22 protein-coding genes and 1 other RNA gene are annotated in these 25,418 nt (G+C 55.9%); 7 read left to right on the forward strand and 16 right to left on the reverse strand.

What is annotated here, in order from left to right; genetic code table 11:
- Positions 1-51: 51 nt before the first annotated feature.
- From ubiI to SPG90_RS13680, 4 genes are read right to left on the reverse strand one after another with little or no spacing between them, the layout of a single operon-like run.
- The gene (gene ubiI, locus SPG90_RS13665; protein ID WP_047173565.1) at positions 52-1,254 is read right to left on the reverse strand and encodes an FAD-dependent 2-octaprenylphenol hydroxylase; all 1,203 of its coding nucleotides are present in this window, start codon (positions 1,252-1,254) and stop codon (positions 52-54) included.
- 12 nt (positions 1,255-1,266) lie between these two features.
- Entirely contained in the window at positions 1,267-2,445 is a 1,179-nt protein-coding gene (gene ubiH, locus SPG90_RS13670) for a 2-octaprenyl-6-methoxyphenyl hydroxylase (protein ID WP_126303074.1), read from the reverse strand.
- On the reverse strand, positions 2,442-3,755 hold the full coding sequence (gene pepP, locus SPG90_RS13675; protein ID WP_123244558.1) for a Xaa-Pro aminopeptidase: 1,314 nt from the start codon (positions 3,753-3,755) through the stop codon (positions 2,442-2,444). The genes ubiH and pepP overlap by 4 nt, the downstream gene beginning before the upstream one ends.
- 31 nt (positions 3,756-3,786) lie before the next feature.
- On the reverse strand, positions 3,787-4,365 hold the full coding sequence (locus SPG90_RS13680; protein WP_023333316.1) for a YecA family protein: 579 nt from the start codon (positions 4,363-4,365) through the stop codon (positions 3,787-3,789).
- Positions 4,366-4,533: 168 nt separating this feature from the next.
- Here SPG90_RS13680 and zapA point away from each other — a divergent pair, with 168 nt between their 5' ends.
- The 3 genes from zapA to SPG90_RS13695 all read left to right on the forward strand — a co-directional run bounded on the left by zapA (position 4,534) and on the right by SPG90_RS13695 (position 5,709).
- Complete coding sequence (gene zapA / locus SPG90_RS13685) at positions 4,534-4,863, forward strand: cell division protein ZapA (protein WP_006811891.1); 330 nt, start codon at positions 4,534-4,536, stop codon at positions 4,861-4,863.
- A 41-nt stretch (positions 4,864-4,904) separates the two neighbouring features.
- Positions 4,905-5,088: non-coding RNA, 6S RNA (ssrS, locus tag SPG90_RS13690), on the forward strand.
- Positions 5,089-5,112: 24 nt separating this feature from the next.
- Positions 5,113-5,709: a 5-formyltetrahydrofolate cyclo-ligase gene (locus SPG90_RS13695; RefSeq protein ID WP_126303075.1), complete on the forward strand. Its 597-nt coding sequence runs from the start codon at positions 5,113-5,115 to the stop codon at positions 5,707-5,709.
- Positions 5,710-5,805: 96 nt separating this feature from the next.
- Here SPG90_RS13695 and serA read toward each other — a convergent pair whose 3' ends face one another.
- Together serA and rpiA are read right to left on the reverse strand one after the other, a co-directional pair.
- Complete coding sequence (serA, locus tag SPG90_RS13700; protein WP_023309113.1) at positions 5,806-7,038, reverse strand: phosphoglycerate dehydrogenase; 1,233 nt, start codon at positions 7,036-7,038, stop codon at positions 5,806-5,808.
- Between the two features lie 266 nt (positions 7,039-7,304).
- Positions 7,305-7,964, reverse strand: coding sequence for a ribose-5-phosphate isomerase RpiA (gene rpiA, locus SPG90_RS13705; protein WP_014885151.1), 660 nt, complete (start codon positions 7,962-7,964; stop codon positions 7,305-7,307).
- Between the two features lie 127 nt (positions 7,965-8,091).
- Here rpiA and argP point away from each other — a divergent pair, with 127 nt between their 5' ends.
- Positions 8,092-8,985 (forward strand): DNA-binding transcriptional regulator ArgP, encoded by an 894-nt coding sequence (gene argP, locus SPG90_RS13710; protein WP_008499727.1) that lies wholly within the window; start codon positions 8,092-8,094, stop codon positions 8,983-8,985.
- A 48-nt stretch (positions 8,986-9,033) separates the two neighbouring features.
- On the opposite strand, the gene SPG90_RS13715 is transcribed toward argP, so the two are convergent.
- From SPG90_RS13715 to tkt, 7 genes are all read right to left on the reverse strand, one after another.
- Positions 9,034-9,774, reverse strand: a complete 741-nt coding sequence (locus SPG90_RS13715; RefSeq protein WP_023309114.1) for an oxidative stress defense protein — start codon at positions 9,772-9,774, stop codon at positions 9,034-9,036.
- Between the two features lie 91 nt (positions 9,775-9,865).
- Entirely contained in the window at positions 9,866-10,501 is a 636-nt protein-coding gene (argO, locus tag SPG90_RS13720; protein WP_047173568.1) for an arginine exporter ArgO, read from the reverse strand.
- Positions 10,502-10,644: 143 nt separating this feature from the next.
- Positions 10,645-11,499 (reverse strand): small-conductance mechanosensitive channel MscS, encoded by an 855-nt coding sequence (locus tag SPG90_RS13725; RefSeq protein WP_045405010.1) that lies wholly within the window; start codon positions 11,497-11,499, stop codon positions 10,645-10,647.
- 186 nt (positions 11,500-11,685) lie between these two features.
- Positions 11,686-12,765, reverse strand: coding sequence for a class II fructose-bisphosphate aldolase (gene fbaA / locus SPG90_RS13730; RefSeq protein WP_008499731.1), 1,080 nt, complete (start codon positions 12,763-12,765; stop codon positions 11,686-11,688).
- Positions 12,766-12,857: 92 nt separating this feature from the next.
- Positions 12,858-14,021 carry a phosphoglycerate kinase gene (pgk, locus tag SPG90_RS13735; protein ID WP_024906565.1) on the reverse strand — a complete coding sequence of 388 codons (1,164 nt, stop codon included), beginning with the start codon at positions 14,019-14,021 and terminating at the stop codon, positions 12,858-12,860.
- A 49-nt stretch (positions 14,022-14,070) separates the two neighbouring features.
- A complete protein-coding gene (gene epd / locus SPG90_RS13740) occupies positions 14,071-15,090 on the reverse strand; it encodes an erythrose-4-phosphate dehydrogenase (protein WP_021242064.1) in 1,020 nt (339 codons plus the stop codon).
- A gap of 328 nt (positions 15,091-15,418) precedes the next feature.
- Complete coding sequence (gene tkt, locus SPG90_RS13745) at positions 15,419-17,410, reverse strand: transketolase (RefSeq protein WP_045355615.1); 1,992 nt, start codon at positions 17,408-17,410, stop codon at positions 15,419-15,421.
- 272 nt (positions 17,411-17,682) lie between these two features.
- On the opposite strand from tkt, the gene SPG90_RS13750 reads away from it, so the two are divergent.
- Both SPG90_RS13750 and SPG90_RS13755 read left to right on the forward strand, forming a co-directional pair.
- Complete coding sequence (locus SPG90_RS13750; protein WP_021242066.1) at positions 17,683-18,441, forward strand: M48 family metallopeptidase; 759 nt, start codon at positions 17,683-17,685, stop codon at positions 18,439-18,441.
- Between the two features lie 210 nt (positions 18,442-18,651).
- On the forward strand, positions 18,652-19,920 hold the full coding sequence (locus SPG90_RS13755; protein ID WP_023309119.1) for an OprD family outer membrane porin: 1,269 nt from the start codon (positions 18,652-18,654) through the stop codon (positions 19,918-19,920).
- Between the two features lie 52 nt (positions 19,921-19,972).
- Here the strand turns inward: SPG90_RS13755 and speB are convergent, their stop codons facing one another.
- From speB to yqgB, 3 genes are all read right to left on the reverse strand, one after another.
- Positions 19,973-20,893, reverse strand: a complete 921-nt coding sequence (gene speB, locus SPG90_RS13760; RefSeq protein WP_014071686.1) for an agmatinase — start codon at positions 20,891-20,893, stop codon at positions 19,973-19,975.
- 286 nt (positions 20,894-21,179) lie between these two features.
- Positions 21,180-23,156 (reverse strand): biosynthetic arginine decarboxylase, encoded by a 1,977-nt coding sequence (speA, locus tag SPG90_RS13765; protein ID WP_008499744.1) that lies wholly within the window; start codon positions 23,154-23,156, stop codon positions 21,180-21,182.
- Between the two features lie 8 nt (positions 23,157-23,164).
- Positions 23,165-23,296, reverse strand: a complete 132-nt coding sequence (gene yqgB / locus SPG90_RS13770; protein WP_127312443.1) for an acid stress response protein YqgB — start codon at positions 23,294-23,296, stop codon at positions 23,165-23,167.
- A gap of 663 nt (positions 23,297-23,959) precedes the next feature.
- On the opposite strand from yqgB, the gene metK reads away from it, so the two are divergent.
- Positions 23,960-25,114: a methionine adenosyltransferase gene (gene metK, locus SPG90_RS13780; protein WP_014885184.1), complete on the forward strand. Its 1,155-nt coding sequence runs from the start codon at positions 23,960-23,962 to the stop codon at positions 25,112-25,114.
- Positions 25,115-25,418 lie beyond the last annotated feature (304 nt).

Raw genomic sequence — 25,418 nt, forward strand, 5'->3', positions numbered from 1 at the left:
GAATTTCCCCGGCGCAGAGGCCGGGAAAATAAAGTGTGACGGGGGTCTAAATTAACGTAGCCAGTTCGGCAGGTCGTTAAGACCCATCGCCTGACGGAGGAGTTGAGGCTTAACACCCGGAAGGGTGTCAGCAAGCTTGAGGCCAATGTCGCGCAGCAGTTTTTTCGCCGGATTCGCGCCGGCAAACAGCTCGCGGAAGCCCTGCATGCCCGCCAGCATCATCGCCGCACTGTGCTTGCGGCTACGCTCGTAGCGACGCAGGTACAGATGCTGACCGATATCTTTGCCTTCGCGGTGCAGGCGACGCAGTTCCTCAACCAGCTCCGCCGCGTCCATAAAGCCAAGGTTGACGCCCTGCCCGGCCAGCGGATGAATGGTATGCGCCGCATCACCGACCAGCGCCAGACGGTGCGCCGCAAACTGACGCGCGTAGCGGCCGGTTAACGGGAACACCTGCCGCGCGCTTTCAAGGGCGCATAAGCCAAGGCGGTTATCAAACGCCATGCACAGCGCCTGGTTAAAGGCCTCCGGCGTCGCTTCGTGCATCTGCTGGGCTTTCTCCGGCACCAGGGACCAGACAATCGAGCACAGGTGCGGATCGGCAAGCGGCAGGAACGCCAGAATGCCGTCGTTGTGGAAAATCTGCCGCGCCACGCCGCCGTGCGGCTCCTCTGTTCGGATCGTTGCCACCAGAGCATGATGGCGGTAATCCCAGAAGGTCAGCGGGATATCGGCTTTGTTGCGCAGCCAGGAGTTCGCACCGTCAGCACCGACCACCAGACGCGCGGTCAGCATGTCGCCGCTCTGCAGGGTGATAAACGCCTCGTTTTCGCCCCATGCCACCTGCTGGATCTGCGCAGGCGCAATCAGGGTCACGTCACTGCACTGCTGTGCTTTCTGCCACAGCGCGTGGTGGATCACCGCGTTTTCGATGATATGGCCCAGATGGCTATAGCCCATGCTTTCATCATCAAAAGCAATATGACCAAAGCTGTCTTTATCCCACACTTCCATGCCGTGATAGCAGCTGGCGCGCTGCGCCACAATATCTGCCCAGACGCCAAGGTGCGTCAGCAATTTCTCGCTGGCGGCATTGATCGCCGAGACGCGGAGTTCCGGCGGAGCATCTGGCGCAACGGGCTGAGGCTGCTTTTGCTCCAGCACCGCCACGCGCAGGCCGCTGCCCTGTAAACCGCAGGCCAGCGCCAGTCCGACCATACCGCCGCCAACGATGGCGACATCAACATTTTGCACGGTGATAACTCCTTAACGCGCGACCCAACCAAGAGTCCGCTGCGCCAGCACGTCACGTGCCGGAATGAATAATTCCATCGCCATCAGCCCGAGGTTGCGACCTGCTACCAGCGGCGCCCAGCGATTGGCAAAGAGATGGACTAAGCCGTCGGTAACGCCGATTGTCGCCTCTTTATCGGCCTGACGTCGCTTCTGGTAATGGCTTAGCACCGAATAAGCGCCGCAATCTTTTTGCTCACCCCACGCCTGCGAAAGGGTTTCCGCCAGGCTCATGACATCCCGCAGGCCAAGGTTAAACCCTTGCCCCGCGATGGGGTGCAGCGTCTGCGCGGCATTACCGACAAGCGCCAGACGATGGGAGATGGACTGAGACGCTGTCGTCAGCGAAAGCGGGTAGACTGCCCGCTGGCCCGCATGGGTAATACGCCCCAGCCGCCAGCCAAAGGCCTTCTGCAGCTCGGTACAAAAACGTTCGTCTGACCAGGCTTTAACCTCTTCAGCCTTATCCTGCGGATGACACCAGACCAGGGAACAGCGCCCGTCCGACATCGGCAGCATCGCCAGCGGGCCATGCTGCGTAAAGCGTTCAAACGCCCTGCCGTGGTGTTCAGCTGCGGTAGAGACGTTGGCAATGACCGCAACCTGCCCGTAAGGCTGCTGACGCCACTCCACGCCGCACTGGGCGCCGAGCGATGAGCGCGAGCCGTCCGCGGCGACCAGAAGCTGGCCTTCAAGCACGGTGCCGTTTTCCAGCGTTACGCTGACCGACTCCTCGCTGCGGCTCACGCCGGCCACGCGCGCCGGACAATGCAGCGTGACGCCCGGCGCATCCTGGAGCAGACGGAACAGACGCAATCCGACGTCGTGCAGCTCAACAACCTGACCCAGCGCGTCAATGCGGTAATCCTGCGCGTCCAGCGTGACAAAGCCAGCATGGCCGCGATCGCTTACGTGAACGGTTTTAATTGCCGTGGCGCGGTCAGCGATCGCCTGCCAGATGCCAATACGGGACAGCTGCTGGCAGGTACCCTGCGCCAGGGCAATAGCGCGGGAATCAAAACCGGGATGATTCTTTCCCTGCGGCGCGACGGCTTCCACCAGGTGCACCGCAAGCTGCCCCTTCGTCAAATGCGAAATGGCCAGCGCCAGCGTGGCCCCGGTCATGCCGCCGCCAACGATAATCACGCTCATGCGCGTGCCGCTGCCATCAGCGCCTCGATATCGTCAGCGTTTTTCACGACGCTCGCGGTCAGGTTTTCGTTACCGGTTTCGGTAATAACGATGTCATCTTCAATACGAATGCCAATCCCGCGGTACTCCTCAGGCACGTCGGCATCCGGCGCGATATACAGGCCTGGCTCCACGGTTAACACCATGCCCGGCTCCAGCACGCGTGAACGGTCGGCGCCGTACGCGCCGACGTCATGCACATCCAGCCCCAGCCAGTGGCTCAGGCCGTGCATGAAATACGGTCGATGCGCATTTTCAGCAATCAGGGTGTCTACGTCCCCTTTCAGAATCCCGAGCCTGACCAGACCGGTAATCATGATGCGCACCACTTCGCCGGTCACTTCCTGCATGGAGGTACCGGGACGATACAGCCTGAGCGCCGTCTCAAGCGATTCCAGGACAATGTCGTAAATCGCGCGCTGTGCCGGTGAGAATTTACCGTTTACCGGGAAAGTACGGGTGATGTCCCCCGCGTAGCCCTGGTATTCGCAACCGGCGTCAATCAGCACCAGATCGCCGTCGCGCAGCGCGCTTTCGTTTTCGGTGTAGTGCAGAATGCAGCCGTTTTCTCCGCCGCCAACAATGGTGTTGTAGGAGGGATAACGCGCGCCGTGGCGGTTAAATTCGTGATGAATTTCGCCTTCCAGCTGGTATTCGAACAGCCCAGGACGGCACTTTTCCATGGCGCGGGTGTGCGCCAGGGCGCTGATTTCGCCCGCACGACGCATCAAATTCAGCTCTTCTTCAGACTTGAACAGGCGCATCTCATGCACCACCGGACGCCAGTCCGTCAGCGTGGCCGGCGCGGACAGGTTCTGCCGCGAGCCTTTGCGCAGCTTATCCAGCGCGGTGAAAACAATCTCATCGGCGTAGGCATATTCACCCTGCGCGTGATAGAGCACGTCGAGGCCGTTAAGCAGCTGATAGAGCTGCTGGTTGATTTCGCTAAACGCCAGCGCGCGGTCAACGCCCAGCTTCGCCGGTGCGGCCTCCTGGCCCAGGCGGCGGCCAAACCAGATTTCGGCTGTCAGATCGCGCACGCGGTTGAAAATCACGCTGTGGTTGTGGGTGTCATTGCTCTTAATCAGCACCAGCACCGCTTCCGGCTCGTTAAAGCCGGTGAAGTACCAGAAATCGCTGCTCTGGCGATAGGGATATTCGCTGTCGGCGCTGCGCGTAACTTCGGGCGCAGCAAAAATCAGCGCGGCGCTGCCCGGCTGCATTGTTGCCAGCAGCGCCTGACGGCGGCGCGAATACTCTTGACTCGAGATAACCATGACACCCTCCTGTGCGTTGTTTTTCTTAATGTAAGGTTGGCTTGCGGACTTCCGGCGCGGTCGGCTGAGAGCGCGTGAAGTTGTCGTGGCACAGCAGAGCCGCCACGCGCACGTACTCGATAATCTCTTCAAGAGACATTTCCAGCTCTTCCTGGTCTTCGTCTTCATCGTAGCCGAGCTGGGCGATGTTACGCAGGTCGTCGATCGCCTCACCCGCTTCGCCGGTCACTTTATCCAGTTTAGGCTGCGTCACGCCCAGCCCCAGCAGATAGTGGTTTACCCAGCCGGCCAGCGCATCGGCGCGATCGAACACGCTGACGTCGTCGCCTTCAGGCAGATAAAGCTGAAAAAGGAAGCCATCGTCTTCCAGCGAATCGCTGGTTGCGGCGTGCATTTTACGCAGCGCTTCCGCCAGCTCGTGACCAAACGCCAGCCCTTCATTCGTGAGGTCGTGGATCAGCGGCTGCCATGAGCTGTCGCTGTTTCCGCCGCACAGCATGCCACTGATCAGACCGTGCATTTCGGCAGGGGTTAAACCGATTCCCTGCTGGTTCAGTAACTGGTTTAAATCCTTGTAACCAGGCATTTCGTTCTGTATAGACATGAGCATTCGTCATCAAAGGGGGGAAGTTTCATGATATGCTACCACTTTGGACCCTGGTGATACCAGAAAAGGGCTTGTATCTTCACATCAGGGTAGCTATAGTGTCGCCCCTTCGCAGCCCCCGGGGCAGTAAGCGAAGGCAGCGCAGTCAATCAGCAGGAAGGTGGCATGTCTGCACAACCCGTCGATCTCCAGATTTTTGGCCGTTCACTGCGAGTGAATTGTCCGCCTGAACAAAGGGATGCTTTGAATCAGGCAGCGGACGATTTGAATCAGCGGTTGCAAGATCTAAAAGAACGCACTAGAGTCACAAATACTGAGCAGCTGGTTTTCATCGCCGCGTTGAACATCAGCTATGAACTGACTCAGGAAAAAGCGAAGACCCGCGACTACGCGGCAAGCATGGAGCAGCGCATTAAAATGCTCCAGCAGACCATAGAACAGGCATTGCTTGATCAAGGTCGCAATCCCGAAAGACCGGGACCAAAGTTTGAATAACACTTCTCAGTTGACTATGGTAGAGTAACTGTGAAGACAAAATTTCTCTGAGATGTTCGCAAGCGGGCCAGTCCCCTGAGCCGATATTTCATACCACAAGAATGTGGCGCTCCATGGTTGGTGAGCATGCTCGGTCCGTCCGAGAAGCCTTAAAACTATGACGACACATTCACCTTGAACCAAGGGTTCAAGGGTTACAGCCTGCGGCGGCATCTCGGAGATTCCCTCTCTTTTCTTCTACCGACTACCATGACCCAATTCCCTGAAGTTTCTGCTTCACGCCAGGACATCCGTCAGTTAATTCGTCAGCGCCGCCGTGCGTTAACCGCCGATCAGCAAGCGCATTTTGCCCAGCAGGCCGCCGCCCGTATGATGGCGTATCCCCCTGTCGTGATGGCGCACACCGTTGCGCTGTTTCTGTCATTTGATGGAGAGCTGGATACCCAACCGCTGATAGAGCAGCTCTGGCGCGCCGGGAAGAAGGTCTATCTGCCGGTGCTGCACCCGTTCAGCGAAGGTAATTTGCTGTTTCTGCACTACCACCCGCACAGCGAACTGGTGGTGAATCGCCTGAAAATCACCGAACCGAAACTCGACGTGCGCGACGTGCTCCCGCTGTCACAGCTGGATGTGCTGATTACACCGCTGGTGGCGTTTGATGAACAGGGCCAGCGTTTAGGGATGGGCGGCGGTTTTTATGACCGGACGCTGCAAAACTGGCAGCAGTACGGGTTGCAGCCGGTGGGCTATGCGCATGATTGTCAGGGCGTGGAGGCGTTGCCGGTGGAGAAGTGGGATGTGCCGTTGCCGGCAGTGGTGACGCCCAGCAAAATCTGGGTCTGGTAGAATAAAGCCGGGTGGCGCTTACGCTTACCCGGCCTACAAATACTCAGCGTAGGTTGGGTAAGGCGCAGCCGCCACCCGACACCCCAAACCGCACTATCAGTACAGCAGACGCGCGCGAATCGTTCCCTGAATCGCCTTCATGCTCTGCAGCGCTTTTTCGGCCACATCGTCATCCGCTTCGATATCAATAACCACGTAGCCCATCTGCGAGTTCGTCTGCAGATACTGCGCGGCAATGTTGACGCCCTGCTCGGCAAAGATCTGGTTGATCGCGGTCAGCACGCCAGGACGGTTCTCGTGGATGTGCAGCAGACGTCGACCGCCGTGCAACGGCAGAGACACTTCCGGGAAGTTCACGGCAGAGAGCGTTGAACCGTTGTCGGAATATTTGCTCAGCTTACCCGCCACTTCCAGGCCGATATTTTCCTGCGCTTCCTGAGTCGAACCGCCAATGTGCGGCGTCAGAATCACGTTGTCGAACTCGCACAGCGGAGAGGTAAACGGATCGCTGTTGGTCGCAGGCTCCGTCGGGAAGACGTCGATGGCCGCGCCCGCCAGATGCTTACGCTTCAGCGCATCCGCCAGGGCCGGGATATCGACAACCGTGCCGCGCGCGGCGTTAATCAGCAGTGAGCCCGGCTTCATCAGCGCCAGCTCTTCCGCGCCCATCATGTTTTTGGTGGACGCATTTTCCGGCACGTGCAGGCTCACCACGTCGCTCATGTTCAGCAGGTCAGACAGGTGTTGAACCTGGGTCGCATTGCCCAGCGGCAGCTTGCTTTCGATATCATAGAAAAACACGTGCATGCCCAGGGATTCCGCCAGAATACCGAGCTGCGTACCGATGTGGCCGTAGCCGATAATCCCCAGTTTTTTACCACGCGCTTCATATGAGCCGGACGCCAGCTTGTTCCACACGCCGCGGTGCGCCTTGGCGTTCGCTTCAGGAATGCCGCGCAGCAGCAGCAGCAGTTCGCCGATCACCAGCTCCGCCACGGAACGGGTGTTGGAAAACGGGGCGTTGAAGACGGGAATACCGCGTTTGGCGGCAGCATTCAGGTCAACCTGGTTGGTACCGATGCAGAAGCAGCCGATAGCCACCAGCTTTTCCGCAGCGGCAATAACCTCTTCAGTCAGGTGAGTACGGGATCGCAGGCCAATGAAGTGGGCATCACGGATGGACGCTTTCAGCTCTTCGGTATCGAGCGCGCCTTTGTGAAATTCGATGTTGGTGTAACCTGCCGCACGAAGGCTATCGATTGCTTTTTGATGCACGCCCTCGACCAGCAGGAATTTAATCTTGTCTTTCTCCAGTGATACCTTTGCCATTTACCCGACCCTGTTTTTGTCTGAACTGATGTTGTGCTGGATATGAATCCGCTGTAGCCAACATATCAAAAAAAACTATTGCAGCAATATGAACGTTTGCGTCAGCACTCTGAAGAAAAGTCATACAGAGCAAAATGTCAGAGGAAAATGCTATGGAAATTTACAAACGCGGCAGGATCGGCAAAAGAGGCGGAAAAACGTCACACAAGTCACCGAATTTAGCTTTTCAAAAATTTTTTAGCGGGGGGAGGACTCCCCCCGTCAGATCATTTTACGATGGTTTTCACGCCGTCAGCGGTGCCAATCAGCGCCACATCCGCGCCACGGTTGGCGAATAGCCCTACGGTCACTACGCCTGGGATAGCATTGATAGCATTTTCCAGCGCAATCGCGTCGAGGATTTCCAGACCGTGAACGTCGAGGATCACGTTACCGTTATCGGTGACTACGCCCTGACGATACTCCGGACGACCGCCCAGCTTCACCAGCTGACGGGCAACCGCGCTACGGGCCATTGGGATCACTTCGACCGGCAGCGGGAAATTACCCAGAATGTCGACCTGCTTGGAGGCGTCCGCGATGCAGATAAACTTGTCCGCAACGGAGGCGATGATCTTCTCGCGCGTCAGCGCCGCGCCGCCGCCTTTGATCATCTGCATGTGGCCGTTGATTTCATCCGCGCCATCAACGTAAATCCCCAGACGATCCACTTCGTTGAGATCGAAAACGGTAATGCCGAGGCTTTTCAGCTTTTCCGTGGAAGCATCAGAGCTGGAAACCGCGCCCTCGATTTGCCCCTTCATCGTGCCCAGCGCATCGATAAAGTGTGCCGCGGTTGATCCCGTACCGACACCGACAATGGTACCCGGCTGCACGTACTGGAGAGCGGCCCATCCTACTGCTTTTTTCAGTTCATCCTGCGTCATGATCGTTTTGCCTGTGGTGTGAAAACTCAGGGCGCATTATAGAACACGTCGAATGGAATTCGTCTGCCACGAAGGGAAAATTGTGTCATAGTGCAGAATAAGCAAAATTAAGGAGCCAGCCAGAGCAATGAAACGTCCGGACTACAGAACACTACAGGCACTTGATGCAGTTATTCGTGAACGCGGTTTTGAGCGCGCGGCGCAAAAGCTTTGCATCACCCAGTCCGCCGTATCACAGCGTATTAAACAGCTTGAAAACATGTTCGGCCAGCCGCTGCTGGTGCGTACCGTGCCGCCACGTCCAACCGAGCAGGGGCAAAAGCTCCTCGCCCTGCTGCGCCAGGTTGAACTGCTGGAAGACGAGTGGCTGGGTGACGAACAAACGGGCTCTACGCCGCTGCTGCTCTCTCTGGCGGTCAACGCCGACAGCCTGGCAACCTGGCTGCTGCCGGCCCTTGCGCCGGTATTAGCGGACTCCCCTATCCGCCTGAATTTACAGGTTGAGGATGAAACCCGTACCCAGGAACGCCTGCGTCGCGGTGAAGTGGTTGGGGCGGTCAGTATCCAGCCTCAGGCCTTGCCAAGCTGTCTTGTCGATCAGCTGGGCGCGCTGGACTATCTGTTTGTGGGTTCAAAAGCCTTTGCCGAGCGCTACTTCCCGAACGGCGTCACCCGCGCCGCGCTGCTGAAAGCCCCTGCCGTGGCGTTCGACCATCTGGATGATATGCATCAGGCGTTCCTGCAGCAAAACTTCGATCTGCCACCGGGCAGCGTGCCGTGCCATATCGTCAACTCGTCTGAGGCCTTTGTGCAGCTTGCGCGTCAGGGCACCACCTGCTGCATGATCCCGCATCTGCAGATTGAGAAAGAGTTAAAAAGCGGTGAGCTGATTGACCTGACGCCGGGGCTGTATCAGCGCCGGATGCTCTACTGGCACCGGTTTGCGCCGGAAAGCCGCATGATGCGCAACGTAACCGACGCGCTGCTGGCGTACGGGCACAAGGTGTTGAGACAGGATTAATCGCTTGAATTCCCTCTCCCTGCGGGAGAGGGTTAGGGTGAGGGCAAATTACTGCGCCTTAGCCGCCTCAGTTTGCTGAGTTTGAGTTGGCTCCAGCTGGAACACCACATCCACCTGATCGTCAAACTGAATGGTTGGCTGCTCGTATGTTTCCTGAGCAGACACCGGGGCTGCATCAGCCTTCATCATCCGTACCATCGGGCTTGGCTGGTAGTTAGAGACGTGGTAACGCACGCTGTAAACCGGGCCGAGCTTGCTCTTAAAGCCAGAAGCCAGCTGTTCCGCCTGGTGAATGGCATCATCAATCGCCGCTTTACGCGCTTCGTCTTTGTATTTTTCCGGTTGCGCAACGCCCAGCGATACGGAACGAATTTCGTTCAGACCCGCCTTCAGCGCGCCATCCAACAGCGAGTTAAGCTTATCCAGCTGACGCACGGTCACTTCGACGGTACGCACGGCACGGTAGCCTTTCAGGATGCTTTTACCATTCTGGTAGTCATAATCGGGTTGAGTACGCAGATTCGCGGAGTTGATATCTTTTTTACCGACACCGTTCTGCTCAAGGAAAGAGAGGTATTGCGCAACACGATCGTCAGCCTGCTTCTTGGCAGATGCCGCATCTTTCGCAGACACATTGACTTCAATTGCCAGCGTTGCGACATCAGGTACCGCGTCCACGCTTGCGGTGCCTGAAGTGACGATGTGCGGGCCATCCGGCAGTTCACTTGCCTGCACCGACACCGCACCAAAACTTACTAATGCCGCCAGGGCCATCACCTTAAACTTCACTGTTATTCCTCCATGTTGCGAAGAGTGCCCATTAACAGGGCGCATGCCAGCAAGCTTAGCGGGTCTTGTTCAGTTGTCCATAAGACAAGGATTAGTTGAACAATTCCTGAACGTGGTGAATCCCCTCTTTTGCCAGCTGAAAGGCTATAAACCACATCACCAGCCCTACCAGAGTGTTGATGATGCGCTGGGCTTTGGCCGTACGCAGACGAGGAGCCAGCCATGCAGCCAGAATGGCGAGGCCGAAGAACCAGAGGAAAGAGGCGCTAACCGTACCCAGCGCAAACCAGCGTTTCGGCTCAACGTCCAGCTGCCCGCCGAGGCTGCCCAGCACCACGAAGGTGTCCAGATAAACATGCGGATTAAGCCAGGTGACCGCCAGCATAGTAACGATAATCTTCCAGCGGCCCTGCTTCATGACTTCCGCGCTCGCCAGTTCGAGGTTGCTGCTCATCGCCGTTTTCAGGGCACCAAAACCGTACCAGAGCAGAAACGCCACGCCGCCCCAGGTGACCAGCGCCAGCAGCCAGGAAGACTGCATGAGCAATGCGCTGCCGCCAAAAATCCCGGCACAGATCAGCAGTAAATCGCTTACCGCACACAGCAGGGCAATCATCAGATGATACTGGCGGCGAATGCCCTGGTTCATCACAAACGCATTTTGCGGGCCAAGGGGAAGGATCATGGCTGCACCTAAGGCAAGCCCTTGAAAATAATAAGATAACATAACGAAATTCTCACAGTATTGTTCTTGAAGGAGACTATACTGCGCGAATTACATTAGAGGAAATGGATAATATTAATTGGGGATTAGCAGTACTTATAAAAATAAAGCCCGGTGGCGCTGGCGCTTACCGGGCCTGCGAGAAGTTATTCGGCTTCTTTGACTTTTTTGACGTTTACGTCCATCTGAGGGTACGGGAAGCTGATGCCGTTGGCATCGAAGTCGCGCTTAATGCGCTCCAGCACGTCCCAGTACACGTTTTGCAGATCGCTGCTTTTGCTCCAGATACGCACCACGAAGTTAATGGAGGACGCGCCCAGTTCGTTGAGGCGAACCGTCTGCTCTTTATCTTTCAGAATACGATCGTCTGAGGCGATGATGTTGCTAATTAGCGACTTCACCTGATCGATGTCGGAGTCGTACGCCACGCTGATAATCAGTTCGTTACGACGCACCGGCTCACGGGAGAAGTTAATGATGTTGCCCGCGATGATTTTCCCGTTCGGCACGACCACGATGCGGCCATCGACGGTGCGCATGGTCGTTGAGAAAATTTGTACCTGCAGCACGGTTCCGGCAATGCCGCCAAGGTCAACGTACTCGCCGGAGCGGAACGGACGGAAGGTCACCAGCAGAACGCCTGCCGCCAGGTTTGAAAGCGAGCCCTGCAGCGCCAGACCAATAGCCAGACCGGCGGCACCGAGAACGGCGATGACGGAGGCGGTTTGCACCCCAACACGGCCCAGCGCGGCAATCAGCGTAAAGGCGATAATGCCGTAACGCACCAGTGCGGAGAGGAAGTCAGCCACCGTGGCGTCAATGTGACGGGCCAGCATCACGCGGTTAACCGTATTCGAGACAATACGCGCCACGATCATCCCGACGATAATGATGGCAATCGCCGCGACGATGTTCACGGCATAGCTCAGCAGCAGGGCCTGGTTACGCACCAGCCAGTTACCGGCGTTATTGATGCTGTCTACAACATCGAGTTGTTCCATTTATTCTTCCTTTTGTTAAACCAAAACACAAAATCCATCCCCCATGGAGACAGGCAGGTCTGTAAAGGGTAAACAAAAAGCACCGGTTTTGCCAAACAGATCACAAAAGCAGGTCTGGCAGGGTATTGAAAAAGCATAAAAAAAGGCCCGCATTTGCGGGCCTTCTGATGCTGTTAGCAGCTCAAATTACAGAACGTCGATCGCGTTCAGTTCTTTGAAAGCCTGCTCCAGACGGGTCACCATGGACGTCTGCGCTGCGCGCAGCCATACGCGTGGATCGTAGTATTTCTTGTTCGGCTGGTCTTCGCCTTTCGGGTTGCCCAGCTGGCCCTGCAGGTAAGCTTCGTTCGCTTTGTAGTACTGCAGGATACCGTCCCAGGTTGCCCACTGGGTGTCGGTATCGATGTTCATTTTCACTACGCCGTAGCTTACGGAGTCTTTGATTTCCTGAGCAGAAGAACCGGAACCGCCGTGGAAGACGAAGTTCAGGCTGTTGTGCGGCAGGTTGTGTTTCTTGGAAACGTATTCCTGAGAATCACGCAGGATAGTCGGAGTCAGAACCACGTTACCTGGTTTGTAAACGCCGTGTACGTTACCGAAGGACGCTGCGATGGTGAAGCGTGGGCTGATTTTGCTCAGCTCGGTGTAAGCGTAATCAACGTCTTCTGGCTGGGTGTACAGTGCAGAAGCGTCCATGTGGCTGTTGTCCACACCGTCTTCTTCACCACCGGTGCAACCCAGTTCGATTTCCAGAGTCATGTCCATTTTGGCCATGCGCGCCAGGTATTTGGAGCAGATTTCGATGTTTTCGTGCAGTGACTCTTCAGACAGGTCGATCATGTGAGAAGAGAACAGTGGCTTACCGGTAGCCGCGAAGTGTTTTTCACCCGCGTCCAGCAGACCGTCGATCCACGGCAGCAGTTTCTTCGCGCAGTGGTCAGTGTGCAGGATAACTGGAACACCGTAGTGCTCAGCCATCTGGTGTACGTGGTGCGCACCAGAGATAGCGCCCAGGATTGCAGCACCCTGAGGAATGTCAGTTTTCACGCCTTTACCTGCGATGAACGCAGCGCCGCCGTTAGAGAACTGAACGATAACCGGTGCTTTAACTTTTGCAGCGGTTTCCAGTACGGCATTGATGGAGTCGGTACCCACGCAGTTCACTGCTGGCAGAGCGAAGTTGTTTTCTTTAGCTACCTGGAACACTTTCTGTACGTCATCACCAGTGATAACGCCAGGTTTTACGAAATCAAAAATTTTAGACATGTTGCTTAGTCCTGTATCTTCGGCCGTTAGAAAAGGTGCGAGCTCTTAAAAGCGCGCTGAAAATTGGGCAGGTTTCCCTGCCCTTGAATGGCTTACTTCTTAGCGCGCTCTTCGAGCATTGCTACTGCTGGCAGTACTTTGCCTTCCACGAATTCGAGGAATGCGCCGCCACCAGTGGAGATGTAGGAGATCTTGTCAGCGATACCGAACAGGTCGATTGCTGCCAGGGTGTCACCACCGCCTGCGATAGAGAACGCTTCGCTGTCTGCGATAGCGTTAGCAACGATTTCAGTCCCTTTGCGGAAGTTCGGGAATTCGAACACGCCAACCGGACCGTTCCACAGGATAGTTTTTGCGTTTTTGAGGATTTCAGCCAGTTTCTGTGCAGAAACGTCGCCCAGATCCAGAATCTGCTCTTCGTCTTTGATGTCGTTTACAGATTTCAGGGTCGCGGTTGCGGTTTCGGAGAACTCGGTCGCTACGCGAACGTCAGTTGGAACCGGGATATCGCAGGTGCTCAGCAGGCGTTTGGCTTCGTCAACCAGGTCTGCTTCGTACAGGGATTTACCGACGTTGTGGCCCTGAGCGGCAACGAAGGTGTTCGCGATACCACCGCCAACGATCAGCTGGTCAGCGATTTTAGACAGGGAATCCAGAACGGTCAGTTTGGTGGAAACTTTAGAACCACCAACGATAGCGACCATTGGACGAGCAGGTTCTTTCAGTGCTTTACCCAGCGCTTCCAGTTCGTCAGCCAGCAGAGGACCGGCACACGCTACGTCTGCGAATTTACCGATACCGTGGGTAGACGCCTGAGCACGGTGCGCCGTACCGAAGGCATCCATCACGAATACGTCGCACAGTGCAGCGTATTTTTTGGACAGGGTTTCGTCGTCTTTCTTCTCGCCTTTGTTGAAGCGAACGTTTTCCAGAACAACCAGTTCACCGGCTGCAACGTCAACGCCGTCCAGGTAATCTTTCACCAGGCGAACCGGGTTGGACAGTTTGTCTTTCAGGTAATTAACCACTGGCAGCAGAGAGAACTCTTCGTTGTACTCGCCTTCAGTTGGACGACCCAGGTGGGAGGTGACCATCACTTTCGCGCCCTGCTTCAGAGCCAGCTCGATGGTTGGCAGAGATGCACGGATACGCGCGTCGCTGGTCACTTTGCCATCTTTAACCGGTACGTTCAGATCGGCACGGATGAAAACGCGTTTACCAGCCAGATCCAGATCGGTCATCTTAATTACAGACATGGTGAATCCTCTCGTTGATTCTTAAAGTTTTGCAGACGCACGATGCGTCTTACCTGAAACCTTGAGCAGCCATTGCCAACGTGGTGTCGAGCATTCGGTTAGCAAAGCCCCATTCGTTATCACACCAGACCAGCGTCTTGATAAGGTGTGCGCCACTGACCCTCGTTTGCGTGCCATCGACGATGGCGCTGTGTGGGTCGTGGTTAAAATCTACTGAGACCAACGGTAATTCCGTATAGTCAACTATACCATGAAATGCCCCCTGTGCCGCTTTTTGCAGCAACAGGTTGACTTCACAGGCTTTTACCGGTTTTTTCACCGTTACGCTAAGGTCGATTGCGGTGACGTTGATTGTTGGGACGCGCACGGCAATCGCTTCAAAACGGTCATTGAACTGCGGAAAAATTCGGGTGATCCCTGCCGCCAGTTTCGTATCCACCGGAATGATTGACTGGCTCGCTGCACGCGTGCGCCGTAAATCCGGGTGGTAAGCGTCAATGACCTGCTGATCGTGCATGGCGGAGTGAATCGTGGTCACGGTACCGGACTCAATGCCATACGCATCGTCTAACAGTTTGATGACCGGAATAATGCAGTTGGTGGTACAGGAGGCGTTGGAAACAATGCGGTGTTCGGCCTGCAGCTCATGCTGGTTGACGCCAAACACGACGGTCGCGTCGAGGTCGTTACTGCCGGGATGGGAGAACAGGACTTTTTTCGCACCTGCCGCGAGATGCGCTTCGCCATGTTCGCGGTTGCCATACACACCGGTACAGTCAAGCACCACATCCACACCCAGTTCACGCCAGGGTAGCCCGGAGATGCTGTTCTCATGCAGCACACGAATAGCGTCGTCACCCACAAAAAGCTGATCTCTTTCCTGGCGTACATCCCAGGCAAAGCGTCCGTGGCTGGTGTCATACTTCAACAAATGCGCCATGCCCGCAGCATCCGCCAGTTCATTGATTGCCACCACGGTCATTTCCGCCCGACGTCCGGATTCATACAAAGCACGAACCACATTACGCCCGATGCGACCGAAGCCGTTAATCGCTACGCGTACGGTCATAGATCTCCTGCAAAGCAATCCCTGAGTTTGAGGTGGCTGAAAGAGTAATCCAGCTACGCCCGAAGGGGAATCCTTGCTGTCACAAACTGCGATTGATTGGTCATTTGTCGAACATTTAATCGACTGAAACGCTTCAGCAAGAATAAGCGAATCGGGGAATAAAAGGAATGTCTGTCCAGATGAATAAGCGAGCTATATGACTTGCGTCACATTTTCGGTGGAATAATGACGCAAAAAAAGCCGGGTGGCGCGCTAGCGCTTACCCGGCCTACTTGCGAGCCATTTGTAGGCCCGGTAAGCGCTAGCGCGCCACCGGGCAAAACAGCAATTACAGAAGTTCTTTCGCTTTCGCGACAACGTTCTCAACGGTGAAGCCGAACTCTTCGAACAGCTGTTCTGCAGGAGCAGATTCACCGAAGGTGGTCATACCGACGATGGCACCGTTCAGGCCCACGTATTTGAACCAGTAGTCAGCGATACCCGCTTCCACTGCCACGCGAGCGGAAACCGCTTTAGGCAGCACGGATTCACGGTAAGCGGCATCCTGCTTGTCGAACGCGTCGGTAGACGGCATGGAAACCACGCGCGCCTTCACGCCTTCGGCAGTCAGTTTTTCCCACGCTGCAACCGCCAGTTCAACTTCAGAACCGGTGGCGATGAAGATCAGCTCCGGCTGGCCCGCGCAATCTTTCAGCACGTAACCACCGCGAGCGATGTTCGCCAGCTGCTCTGGAGTGCGCTCCTGCTGTGCCAGGTTCTGACGGGAGAGGATCAGCGCGGTTGGACCGTCCTGACGCTCAACGCCGTATTTCCACGCCACCGCGGATTCAACCTGGTCACATGGACGCCATGTGCTCATGTTCGGGGTCACGCGCAGGGAAGCCACCTGCTCTACCGGCTGGTGAGTTGGACCATCTTCGCCCAGACCGATGGAGTCGTGGGTGTAGACCATCACCTGACGCTGTTTCATCAGCGCGGCCATACGCACGGCGTTACGTGCGTATTCAACGAACATCAGGAAGGTAGAGGTGTACGGCAGGAAACCACCGTGCAGGGAGATACCGTTGGCAATCGCGGTCATACCGAATTCACGTACACCGTAATGGATGTAGTTACCGGCAGTATCTTCGTTGATTGGCTTAGAACCAGACCACAGGGTCAGGTTAGATGGCGCCAGGTCAGCGGAGCCGCCCAGGAATTCTGGCAGCCATGGGCCGAACGCTTCAATCGCATTCTGAGACGCTTTACGGCTCGCGATTTTAGACGGGTTCGCCTGCAGCTTAGCGATAAACTCGTTCGCTTTCGCGTCGAAGTCAGACGGCATGTCACCTTTCATACGACGGGTGAATTCAGCCGCTTCCTGCGGGAAGGCTTTCGCGTAAGCAGCGAACTTCTCGTTCCAGGCCGCTTCTTTCGCCTGACCTACTTCTTTTGCATCCCACTGAGCGTAGATCTCTGATGGGATTTCAAATGCAGGGTGTTTCCAGCCCAGCGCTTCGCGGGTCAGCGCGATTTCCGCATCGCCCAGCGGCGCGCCGTGGGAGTCGTGCGTACCCGCTTTGTTCGGTGAACCGAAGCCGATGATGGTTTTGCACATCAGCAGGGACGGTTTGTCCGTCACAGCGCGCGCTTCTTCCACTGCACGTTTAATCGAGTCAGCATCGTGACCATCAACGCCACGCACAACGTGCCAGCCGTAGGCTTCGAAACGTGCTGCGGTGTCGTCGGTGAACCAGCCTTCAACGTGACCGTCGATGGAGATACCGTTGTCGTCATAGAACGCAACCAGTTTACCCAGCTTCAGGGTACCTGCCAGGGAGCACACTTCGTGAGAAATGCCTTCCATCATGCAGCCGTCGCCCATGAACGCGTAGGTGAAGTGGTCAACGATGTCGTGACCAGGACGGTTGAACTGCGCCGCCAGGGTCTTCTCAGCAATCGCCATACCCACAGCGTTAGCAATACCCTGACCCAGCGGGCCGGTGGTGGTTTCTACGCCAGCGGTGTAGCCCACTTCCGGGTGACCTGGAGTTTTGGAGTGCAGCTGACGGAAGTTTTTCAGCTCTTCAATTGGCAGATCGTAGCCGGTGAGGTGCAGCAGGCTATAGATCAGCATAGAGCCGTGGCCGTTGGACAGCACGAAGCGGTCGCGGTCAGCCCATGACGGGTTCTGCGGGTTGTGGTTCAGGAAATCACGCCACAGGACTTCGGCGATATCAGCCATACCCATAGGGGCCCCTGGGTGGCCGGATTTGGCTTTCTGTACTGCGTCCATGCTCAGCGCACGAATAGCATTAGCAAGCTCTTTACGTGAGGACATTTTAACTCCAGATCGGACTGTTAAAGGCCATGCCCTTGACGACAGCGCGTTTTGGGCTACGCCGGAAAAAAGTGCCAACAATGTAACCCAAGCCGCAAGTCATGTACATGGAGCATTCTTTTGCTTGTTAAGAAATCTCTGGATCATGCTCGCATGTTGCGCAATCTGCTCGCCCGGCCCTGCAGATATTCCTTATACTTAGCCCGACACCGGCTTCGCTGACGGTGCCCTTTTCGGATTTTATTCAGTTTAACGAGTACGGAAGCAACCTCATGAAAATGCGTGCAATAGTGCTGGCCCTGGGTACAACGCTCCTGCTGAGCGGCTGTCAGAATATGGATTCTAACGGTCTGATGACGTCAGGCGCAGAGGCCTTTCAGGCCTATTCCCTGAGCGATGCGCAGGTGAAAGCGCTGAGCGACCAGGCCTGTAAAGATATGGACGGAAAAGCCACGCTTGCGCCGGCTAACAGTACCTACACGCAGCGTCTGAATAAGATTGCTTCCGCGCTGGGCGACAACATCAACGGCCAGCCGGTGAACTACAAGGTGTACATGGCGAAAGACGTGAACGCCTTCGCGATGGCGAACGGCTGTATCCGCGTCTATAGCGGACTGATGGACATGATGACCGACAACGAAGTGGAAGCGGTGATCGGCCACGAAATGGGCCACGTTGCCCTGGGCCACGTGAAGAAAGGGATGCAGGTTGCCCTGGGCACCAATGCCATCCGCGCAGCGGCGGCCTCAGCGGGCGGTATCGTTGGCAGCCTGTCGCAGTCACAGCTTGGCGACGTGGGTGAAAAGCTGGTTAACTCTCAGTTCTCACAGCGTCAGGAGTCCGAGGCGGATGACTACTCATACGATCTGTTGCGCAAACGCGGCATTAATCCTTCAGGCTTAGCCACCAGCTTCGAAAAACTGGCCAAGCTGGAAGCCGGACGCCAAAGCTCCATGTTTGACGATCACCCGGCCTCAGAAGAACGCGCACAGCATATTCGCGACCGTATGGCCGCAGACGGAATTAAATAATTTCAGAAGGAGGCAATTTTGCCTCCTTTTTATTTCGCATGAATTGTTAACTTAACAGCACGTATCGATAACACCCCTGAAAGCCCCGCCAAATCTGCCCTATCGCATTGAAATGTCTGGTCACATAATTATTGCAAAGGTCTCTTTTTCCGGTAATTATCACGCCCGCAGTTATTCAAATTACTATATCCAGACAGAGACGTTCCCTCCGTGAAAAAAGAATTATCATTAATTGCTTTAAGCTTATTTGCCGCATTACCTGCCGCTGCAAGCCAGCAATCCGACAGCCAGGGTTTTATTGACGACAGCCATCTGGACCTGTTTTTACGCAATGCGTATATCAGCCGCGATTACCATCAGGGCCAGCAGGACAAAGCCGAGTGGGGTCAGGGGATCATTGCCACGTTTGCATCCGGCTATACCGAAGGGCTGGTGGGCTTTGGCGTGGACGGTATTGCTCAATACGGCGTGCGCCTGGACGGCGGCCGTGGCAAGAGCGGCGCGGGCGGCATCGACTTCTTTAAGCAGGAAGATGACGGCCGGGCAAAATCCGATCTGGCAAAGTTTGGCGCCACCGCCAAAATGCGCATCTCGAATACCGTACTGAGCTACGGGAATCAGCGCCCTGAGCTGCCCATCGTGAATGCCGACAGCTCCCGCCTGCTGTTTGAAAGCTATACCGGCACCATGCTGACCTCAAAAGAGATCGACGGTCTGGAAGTCAACGCTGGTTACTTCACCGACGAGCAGCGTAAAAGCGATGACCGCCACGACAGCGGGCTGAAGAGCCTCTCCTTCGGCGGTGCGAGCTATCAGTTTAACGACCAGTTCAGCGGCGCGCTGTACGCCTCTCATAATGAAGAGGTAATGAACAAGCAATACCTGGGCATGAACTTCAAACAGCCGTTCAGCACCGGGCAGCAGCTGGTACTCGACTTCAACGGCTATAACTCCCGTCTGGACCAGGGTTACGCGGACAGCCTCGACACGGGCCGCAGCAACACCATCTGGAGCCTGGCGGCGAGCTACATCTGGGACATTCACACGTTCAAAGTGGCGTACCAGCAGAGCAGCGGCAGCACCGGCTACAACTACGGCGGCTATCGCGACAAGGGCGGCGTGGGTGATGGCGGTAACACCATCTGGCTGGCGAACTCCTACTGGTCTGATTTTAATGGCGAAGATGAACGTTCCTGGCAGGCATCCTACGGTCTGGACTTTGCCGGCCTTGGCTTACCGGGCCTGAGCTGGACCACCGCCTACGTGCGCGGCGATAACATCAAAACCTCTGAAACCAGCAACGGCAAAGAGCACGAGTGGTTTAACCAGATCCAGTACCAGGTGCAGGATGGTCCGGCGAAGGATCTGAAGCTGAAACTGCGCTACTCCGTCCTGCGCGTCTCCAGCAACGCCAGCGAGTACAACGTGGGCGGGGACGAGATCCGCGCTTACGTGGAATACCCGTTTAACGTGTTCTAAAGGCAATAAAAAACCTCTCAGTAGAGAGGTTTTTTTTCACGCAAGGCGAGGCTTATTCGCCTTTTTTGGCTGCCTGAATATAGAGCATTTCCAGCGCCAGAGTCGCTGCGGCCAGCGCGGTGATCTCGGACTGGTCGTACGCAGGCGCCACTTCCACCACGTCCATCCCGACAATGTTCAGATCCTTCAGGCCGCGCACCAGCTTAATGGCACGATCTGAGGTCAAACCGCCGATGACCGGCGTACCGGTGCCCGGTGCAAATGCCGGATCCAGACAGTCGATGTCGAAGGTCAGATACACGGGCATATCACCCACGATCTGCTTCACCTGAGCGATGATGTCGTCGACGCCGCGATCGTTAACCTGGCCCGCATCCAGCACGGTGAAACCGTTGTCTTTGTCGAACTCGGTGCGAATACCGATCTGCACCGAGTGGTTCGGGTCGATCAGACCTTCGTTCGGCGCGGTGAAGAACATTGTGCCGTGGTCGAACTCGCAGCCGTTCGCGTAGGTGTCGGTATGCGCATCGAAGTGCACCAGCGCCATTTTACCGAAGTGCTTCGCGTGGGCGCGCAGCAGCGGCAGGGTCACGAAGTGGTCGCCGCCGAAGGAGAGCATGCGCTTACCGGCGGCCAGCAGCTTCTCGGCGTGGGCCTGCAGCTTTTCGCTCATCTCACGCGCGTCGCCGAAGGCATACACCAGGTCACCGCAGTCCACCACGTTCAGGCGCTCGCGCATGTCGAAGTTCCACGGGAAGCGGTTGTGCTCCCAGGCCAGGTTAGTGGAAACCTGACGGATCGCCGCCGGGCCGTGACGACCACCCGCGCGGCCAGATGTCGCCATATCGAACGGCACGCCGGTGATCACCCAGTCAGCGTCGCTGTCGTACGGCTGGAAGTTCATCGGAAGGCGTAAAAAACCAAACGCGTTAGATACCAGAGAGTTATCGTACTGATGACCTAAAGTGCTCATGTCCTGACCTCTTTTAAAGTCGATACATTAAAAACAGATGAAAAAAAATCCCCTCCGCGTCGTTAAACCCGACGAGGAAGGGATTGATTCGTAAATCGCTTATTAGGGCGAATTATCGCCGGTAATGCATACGGGTTCAAGTGAGTATAGCATTCTGCCGGATGGCGGCTTCGCCTTATCCGGCCTACGTTCGTAGGCTAGGTAAGCGCAGCGCCACCGGGCATCAGCGACTTAGCGGTCTGATGCCCTCACCCCGCCCCTCTCCCACAGGGAGAGGGAGGTTTTCCTACTCGTCTTCCAGGTAGGTATACCCGTACAGACCCGCTTCAAACTCTTCCAGGAACTGCTGCTGGAGCGCGTCGTCCAGACCGGTGTTTTTCACCTGATCGCGGAACTGTGTCAGCAGGGTTTTCGGATCGAGCTGAACGTATTCCAGCATGTCCGCCACGGTGTCCCCTTCATCGGACAGCTCAACTTCCACGCTGCCGTCAGGGAACACGAACACGTCCACCGCTTCGGTATCACCGAACAGGTTATGCATGTTGCCGAGGATCTCCTGATACGCGCCGACCATAAAGAAGCCCAGCATCGGCGGGTTCTCCGGGTCGTATTCCGGCATTGGCATCGTCGTTGCGATACCGTCGCCGTCAACATAGTGGTCGATAGCACCGTCGGAATCGCAGGTAATGTCCAGCAGCACCGCGCGACGTTCCGGGGCGTGGTTCAGCCCTTCCAGCGGCAGAACCGGGAACAGCTGATCGATACCCCAGGCATCCGGCATCGACTGGAACAGCGAGAAGTTGACGTAAATCTTATCCGCCATACGCTCCTGCAGCTCGTCGATAATCGGACGGTGCGCGCGGTTGCTCGGGTCGAGCTGTTTCTGCACTTCATGGCACATGTTCAGATAGAGCTGCTCCGCCCACGCGCGCTCCTGCAGGCTGAAGGTGCCTGAAGAATAGCCCACGTGAATATCGTGCAGGTCCATCTGGCTGTCGTGCAGCCATTCGCGCAGGGAACGACGCGTGCCCGGCTCGTGCATCTCCTGCCAGGTTTCCCACATGCTCTGCAGGGAACGCGGCGCATCGTCTGCCGGAGGCGTCGCTTCGGTGGTTTCGCTGCGCTCAACGCCGATGATGTTCGAGACCAGCACCGTATGGTGCGCAGTGACTGCGCGACCGGATTCGGTGATCACCGTCGGGTGCGGCAGGCCGTTCTCTTCACAGGCATCGCCGATCGCCCAGATGATGTTGTTCGCGTATTCGTTCAGGCCGTAGTTCACGGAGCAGTCAGACTGCGAGCGGGTCCCTTCGTAGTCCACGCCCAGGCCGCCGCCCACGTCGAAGCACTGAATATTTACGCCAAGCTTATGCAGCTCAACGTAGAAACGCGCTGACTCACGCACGCCGGTCGCAATATCGCGAATGTTGGCCATCTGCGAGCCGAGGTGGAAGTGCAGCAGCTGAATGCTGTCCAGACGACCGCGCTCGCGCAGGATTTCCACCAGCTGCAGTACCTGGTTTGCCGCCAGGCCGAACTTGGATTTTTCGCCGCCGGAGGACTGCCATTTGCCGGAACCCTGTGACGCCAGACGCGCACGCACGCCAAGGCGTGGCACCACGTTCAGACGCTCGGCCTCTTCCAGCACGATGGCGATTTCGGTCATCTTCTCGATAACCAGATAGACCTTGTGGCCCATCTTCTCGCCAATCAGCGCCAGACGAATGTATTCACGGTCTTTATAGCCGTTACAGACGATCACTGAACGGGTCATGCCCGCATGCGCCAGAACTGCCATCAGTTCAGCTTTGGAACCGGCTTCCAGACCCAGCGGCTCGCCGGAGTGGATCAGAGATTCAATTACGCGGCGGTGCTGGTTCACCTTGATCGGGTAAACCAGGAAGTAGTCACCTTTATAACCGTAGGACTCACGCGCGCGCTTAAACGCGGCGTTAATCGAACGCAGGCGATGTTGCAGGATCTGCGGGAAGCAGAACAGTGCAGGCAAACGCTGGCCCTGAGCCTCACGGGCTTTCACCAGTTTCGCGAGATCCACGCGCGCTTCAGGGACGTCCGGATCCGGGCAGACGCTGATGTGGCCCAGTTCGTTGACGTCGTAATAGTTATTGCCCCACCAGGCAATATTGTAAGTGCGCAGCATCTTGCTGGCTTCCTCGGAGCTCATCGCAACCTCCTGCATAGAACGTAGTACACCCTGTTCGCCCGCTGACGAAGGCGAAAAAGAAGACATGTCGTCAGACATAGCGAACCTCAACTCTTTGTATTAAGTGTAAAACAGTTGACTACTATCGCAGCGTTATACGGCGATAACAACCCATAAACGGCTCCGTTTCCCAGCAGAGTATGCTGAAATCCAGACCGTGCGACCGGTTTCTTATTCATATCATTGTAAAACACGTATCCGAACTCTGTATGACAAGGTTCGGCGAAACCACGAGAAAACTCTTGTATTAACAAGAGCGCCCTTGTTCAGTTTTCACAAAGCGCGACCGGCCCTGGAATCCTGAGAAGCGCCGAGATGGGTATAACATCGGCAGGTTTGCAGACTAAAAATGCGGGTTGCGGGAATCAAATGCGCGCCAGAACGGCTGCGCTGAATTAGCGGAAAACGATGGTTCATTATCTCGTATCACCTCCACGGCCGCTTCTGCTGAAACGGACCCCAAGCCAAAGCTAAAAGTTCACTGCTTAACCCGGCTGGAAGTGGCGACACGATGAGTTCATCGAGCGCTTATTTTATATGAGCCGCGCGCCGCGTTTTATACCGAGAAGGGGGCTAAAAAGCAAAACAAAAATGCGCGTGTTGCCGGAGCCGTCAGGAATTATTGCCAGCAGCAATTTCAACTGAGTGAGAGGTTAGTCAAAAAAAACTGGAAATCGGGCGAAGAAGTGACCTAAAATAGCCATCCAGATGTTAATCCATCTATACTGATTAACACTCATACTGCCAGTGTCAAAAACCTGCAGGCCTTGGTAGAATTATCTCCTTTGGCTATTCCACACAGCAGCTTGAGCTAACCAAATTCCTCTTAGGTGAAATAAAACATGGCAAAACACCTGTTTACGTCCGAGTCCGTATCAGAAGGACATCCTGATAAAATTGCTGACCAAATCTCCGATGCGGTGCTGGATGCGATCCTGGCGCAGGATCCTAAAGCGCGCGTAGCGTGTGAAACCTATGTCAAAACCGGCATGGTTCTGGTTGGCGGTGAGATCACCACCAGCGCATGGGTTGATATCGAAGAGATCACCCGTAACACGGTGCGTGAGATCGGCTATGTGCATTCTGATATGGGTTTTGATGCCAACTCCTGCGCGGTACTGAGCGCAATTGGCAAACAGTCTCCGGATATCAACCAGGGCGTTGACCGTGCCGATCCGCTGGAACAGGGCGCGGGCGACCAGGGTCTGATGTTCGGCTATGCAACCAACGAAACCGACGTGCTGATGCCAGCACCGGTCACCTACGCACACCGTCTGGTGCAGCGTCAGGCAGAAGTGCGTAAAAACGGCACCCTGCCGTGGCTGCGCCCGGATGCGAAAAGCCAGGTCACCTTCCAGTATGACGACGGCAAAATCGTCGGTATTGACGCGGTGGTTCTGTCTACCCAGCATTCCGAAGAAATCGATCAGAAATCCCTGCAGGAAGCAGTGATGGAAGAGATCATCAAGCCGGTTCTGCCTACCGAATGGCTGAGCTCTGCGACCAAATTCTTCATCAACCCAACCGGACGCTTTGTTATCGGCGGCCCAATGGGTGACTGCGGTCTGACAGGTCGTAAAATCATCGTTGATACCTACGGCGGCATGGCGCGTCACGGTGGCGGTGCGTTCTCCGGTAAAGATCCGTCTAAAGTTGACCGTTCTGCGGCGTACGCGGCACGTTATGTGGCGAAAAACATCGTTGCTGCCGGCCTGGCTGACCGCTGTGAGATTCAGGTCTCCTACGCAATCGGCGTGGCTGAACCCACCTCCATCATGGTGGAAACCTTCGGTACCGAGAAAGTGCCTTCAGAACAGCTGACCCTGCTGGTGCGCGAGTTCTTCGACCTGCGTCCATACGGCCTGATTCAGATGCTGGATCTGCTGCACCCAATCTACAAAGAAACCGCTGCATACGGTCACTTTGGTCGTGAACATTTCCCATGGGAAAAAACCGACAAAGCCGCTCTGCTGCGTGAAGCTGCCGGTCTGAAGTAATCGACTGACATCTGCGTGATAAAAGGCCAGCCTTCGGGCTGGCCTTTTTTTGTCGGGTGACGCCGCAAAGGCGCACATATGGAACCGATTACACTGCACCGGATGCGTCTCGCTTTCAGAATATTCTCTTTGCATGATCGCCTTTCTTCTGCTGTTACATCTCATTTCAGTTAAGTCTGAAATGTGTTCTTTCGCGATGCATATCACCTCGTTTACCTCTATATTTTCAAAGCTTTAATTATTTTTACGGTTGCACCTTAGTGTAACCGATTACACCTATGTGATTAATCTCACATATTTTTAC

It is taken from the genome of Enterobacter sp. D2, from assembly GCF_034427575.1.
Lineage (GTDB): Bacteria > Pseudomonadota > Gammaproteobacteria > Enterobacterales > Enterobacteriaceae > Enterobacter > Enterobacter cloacae_M.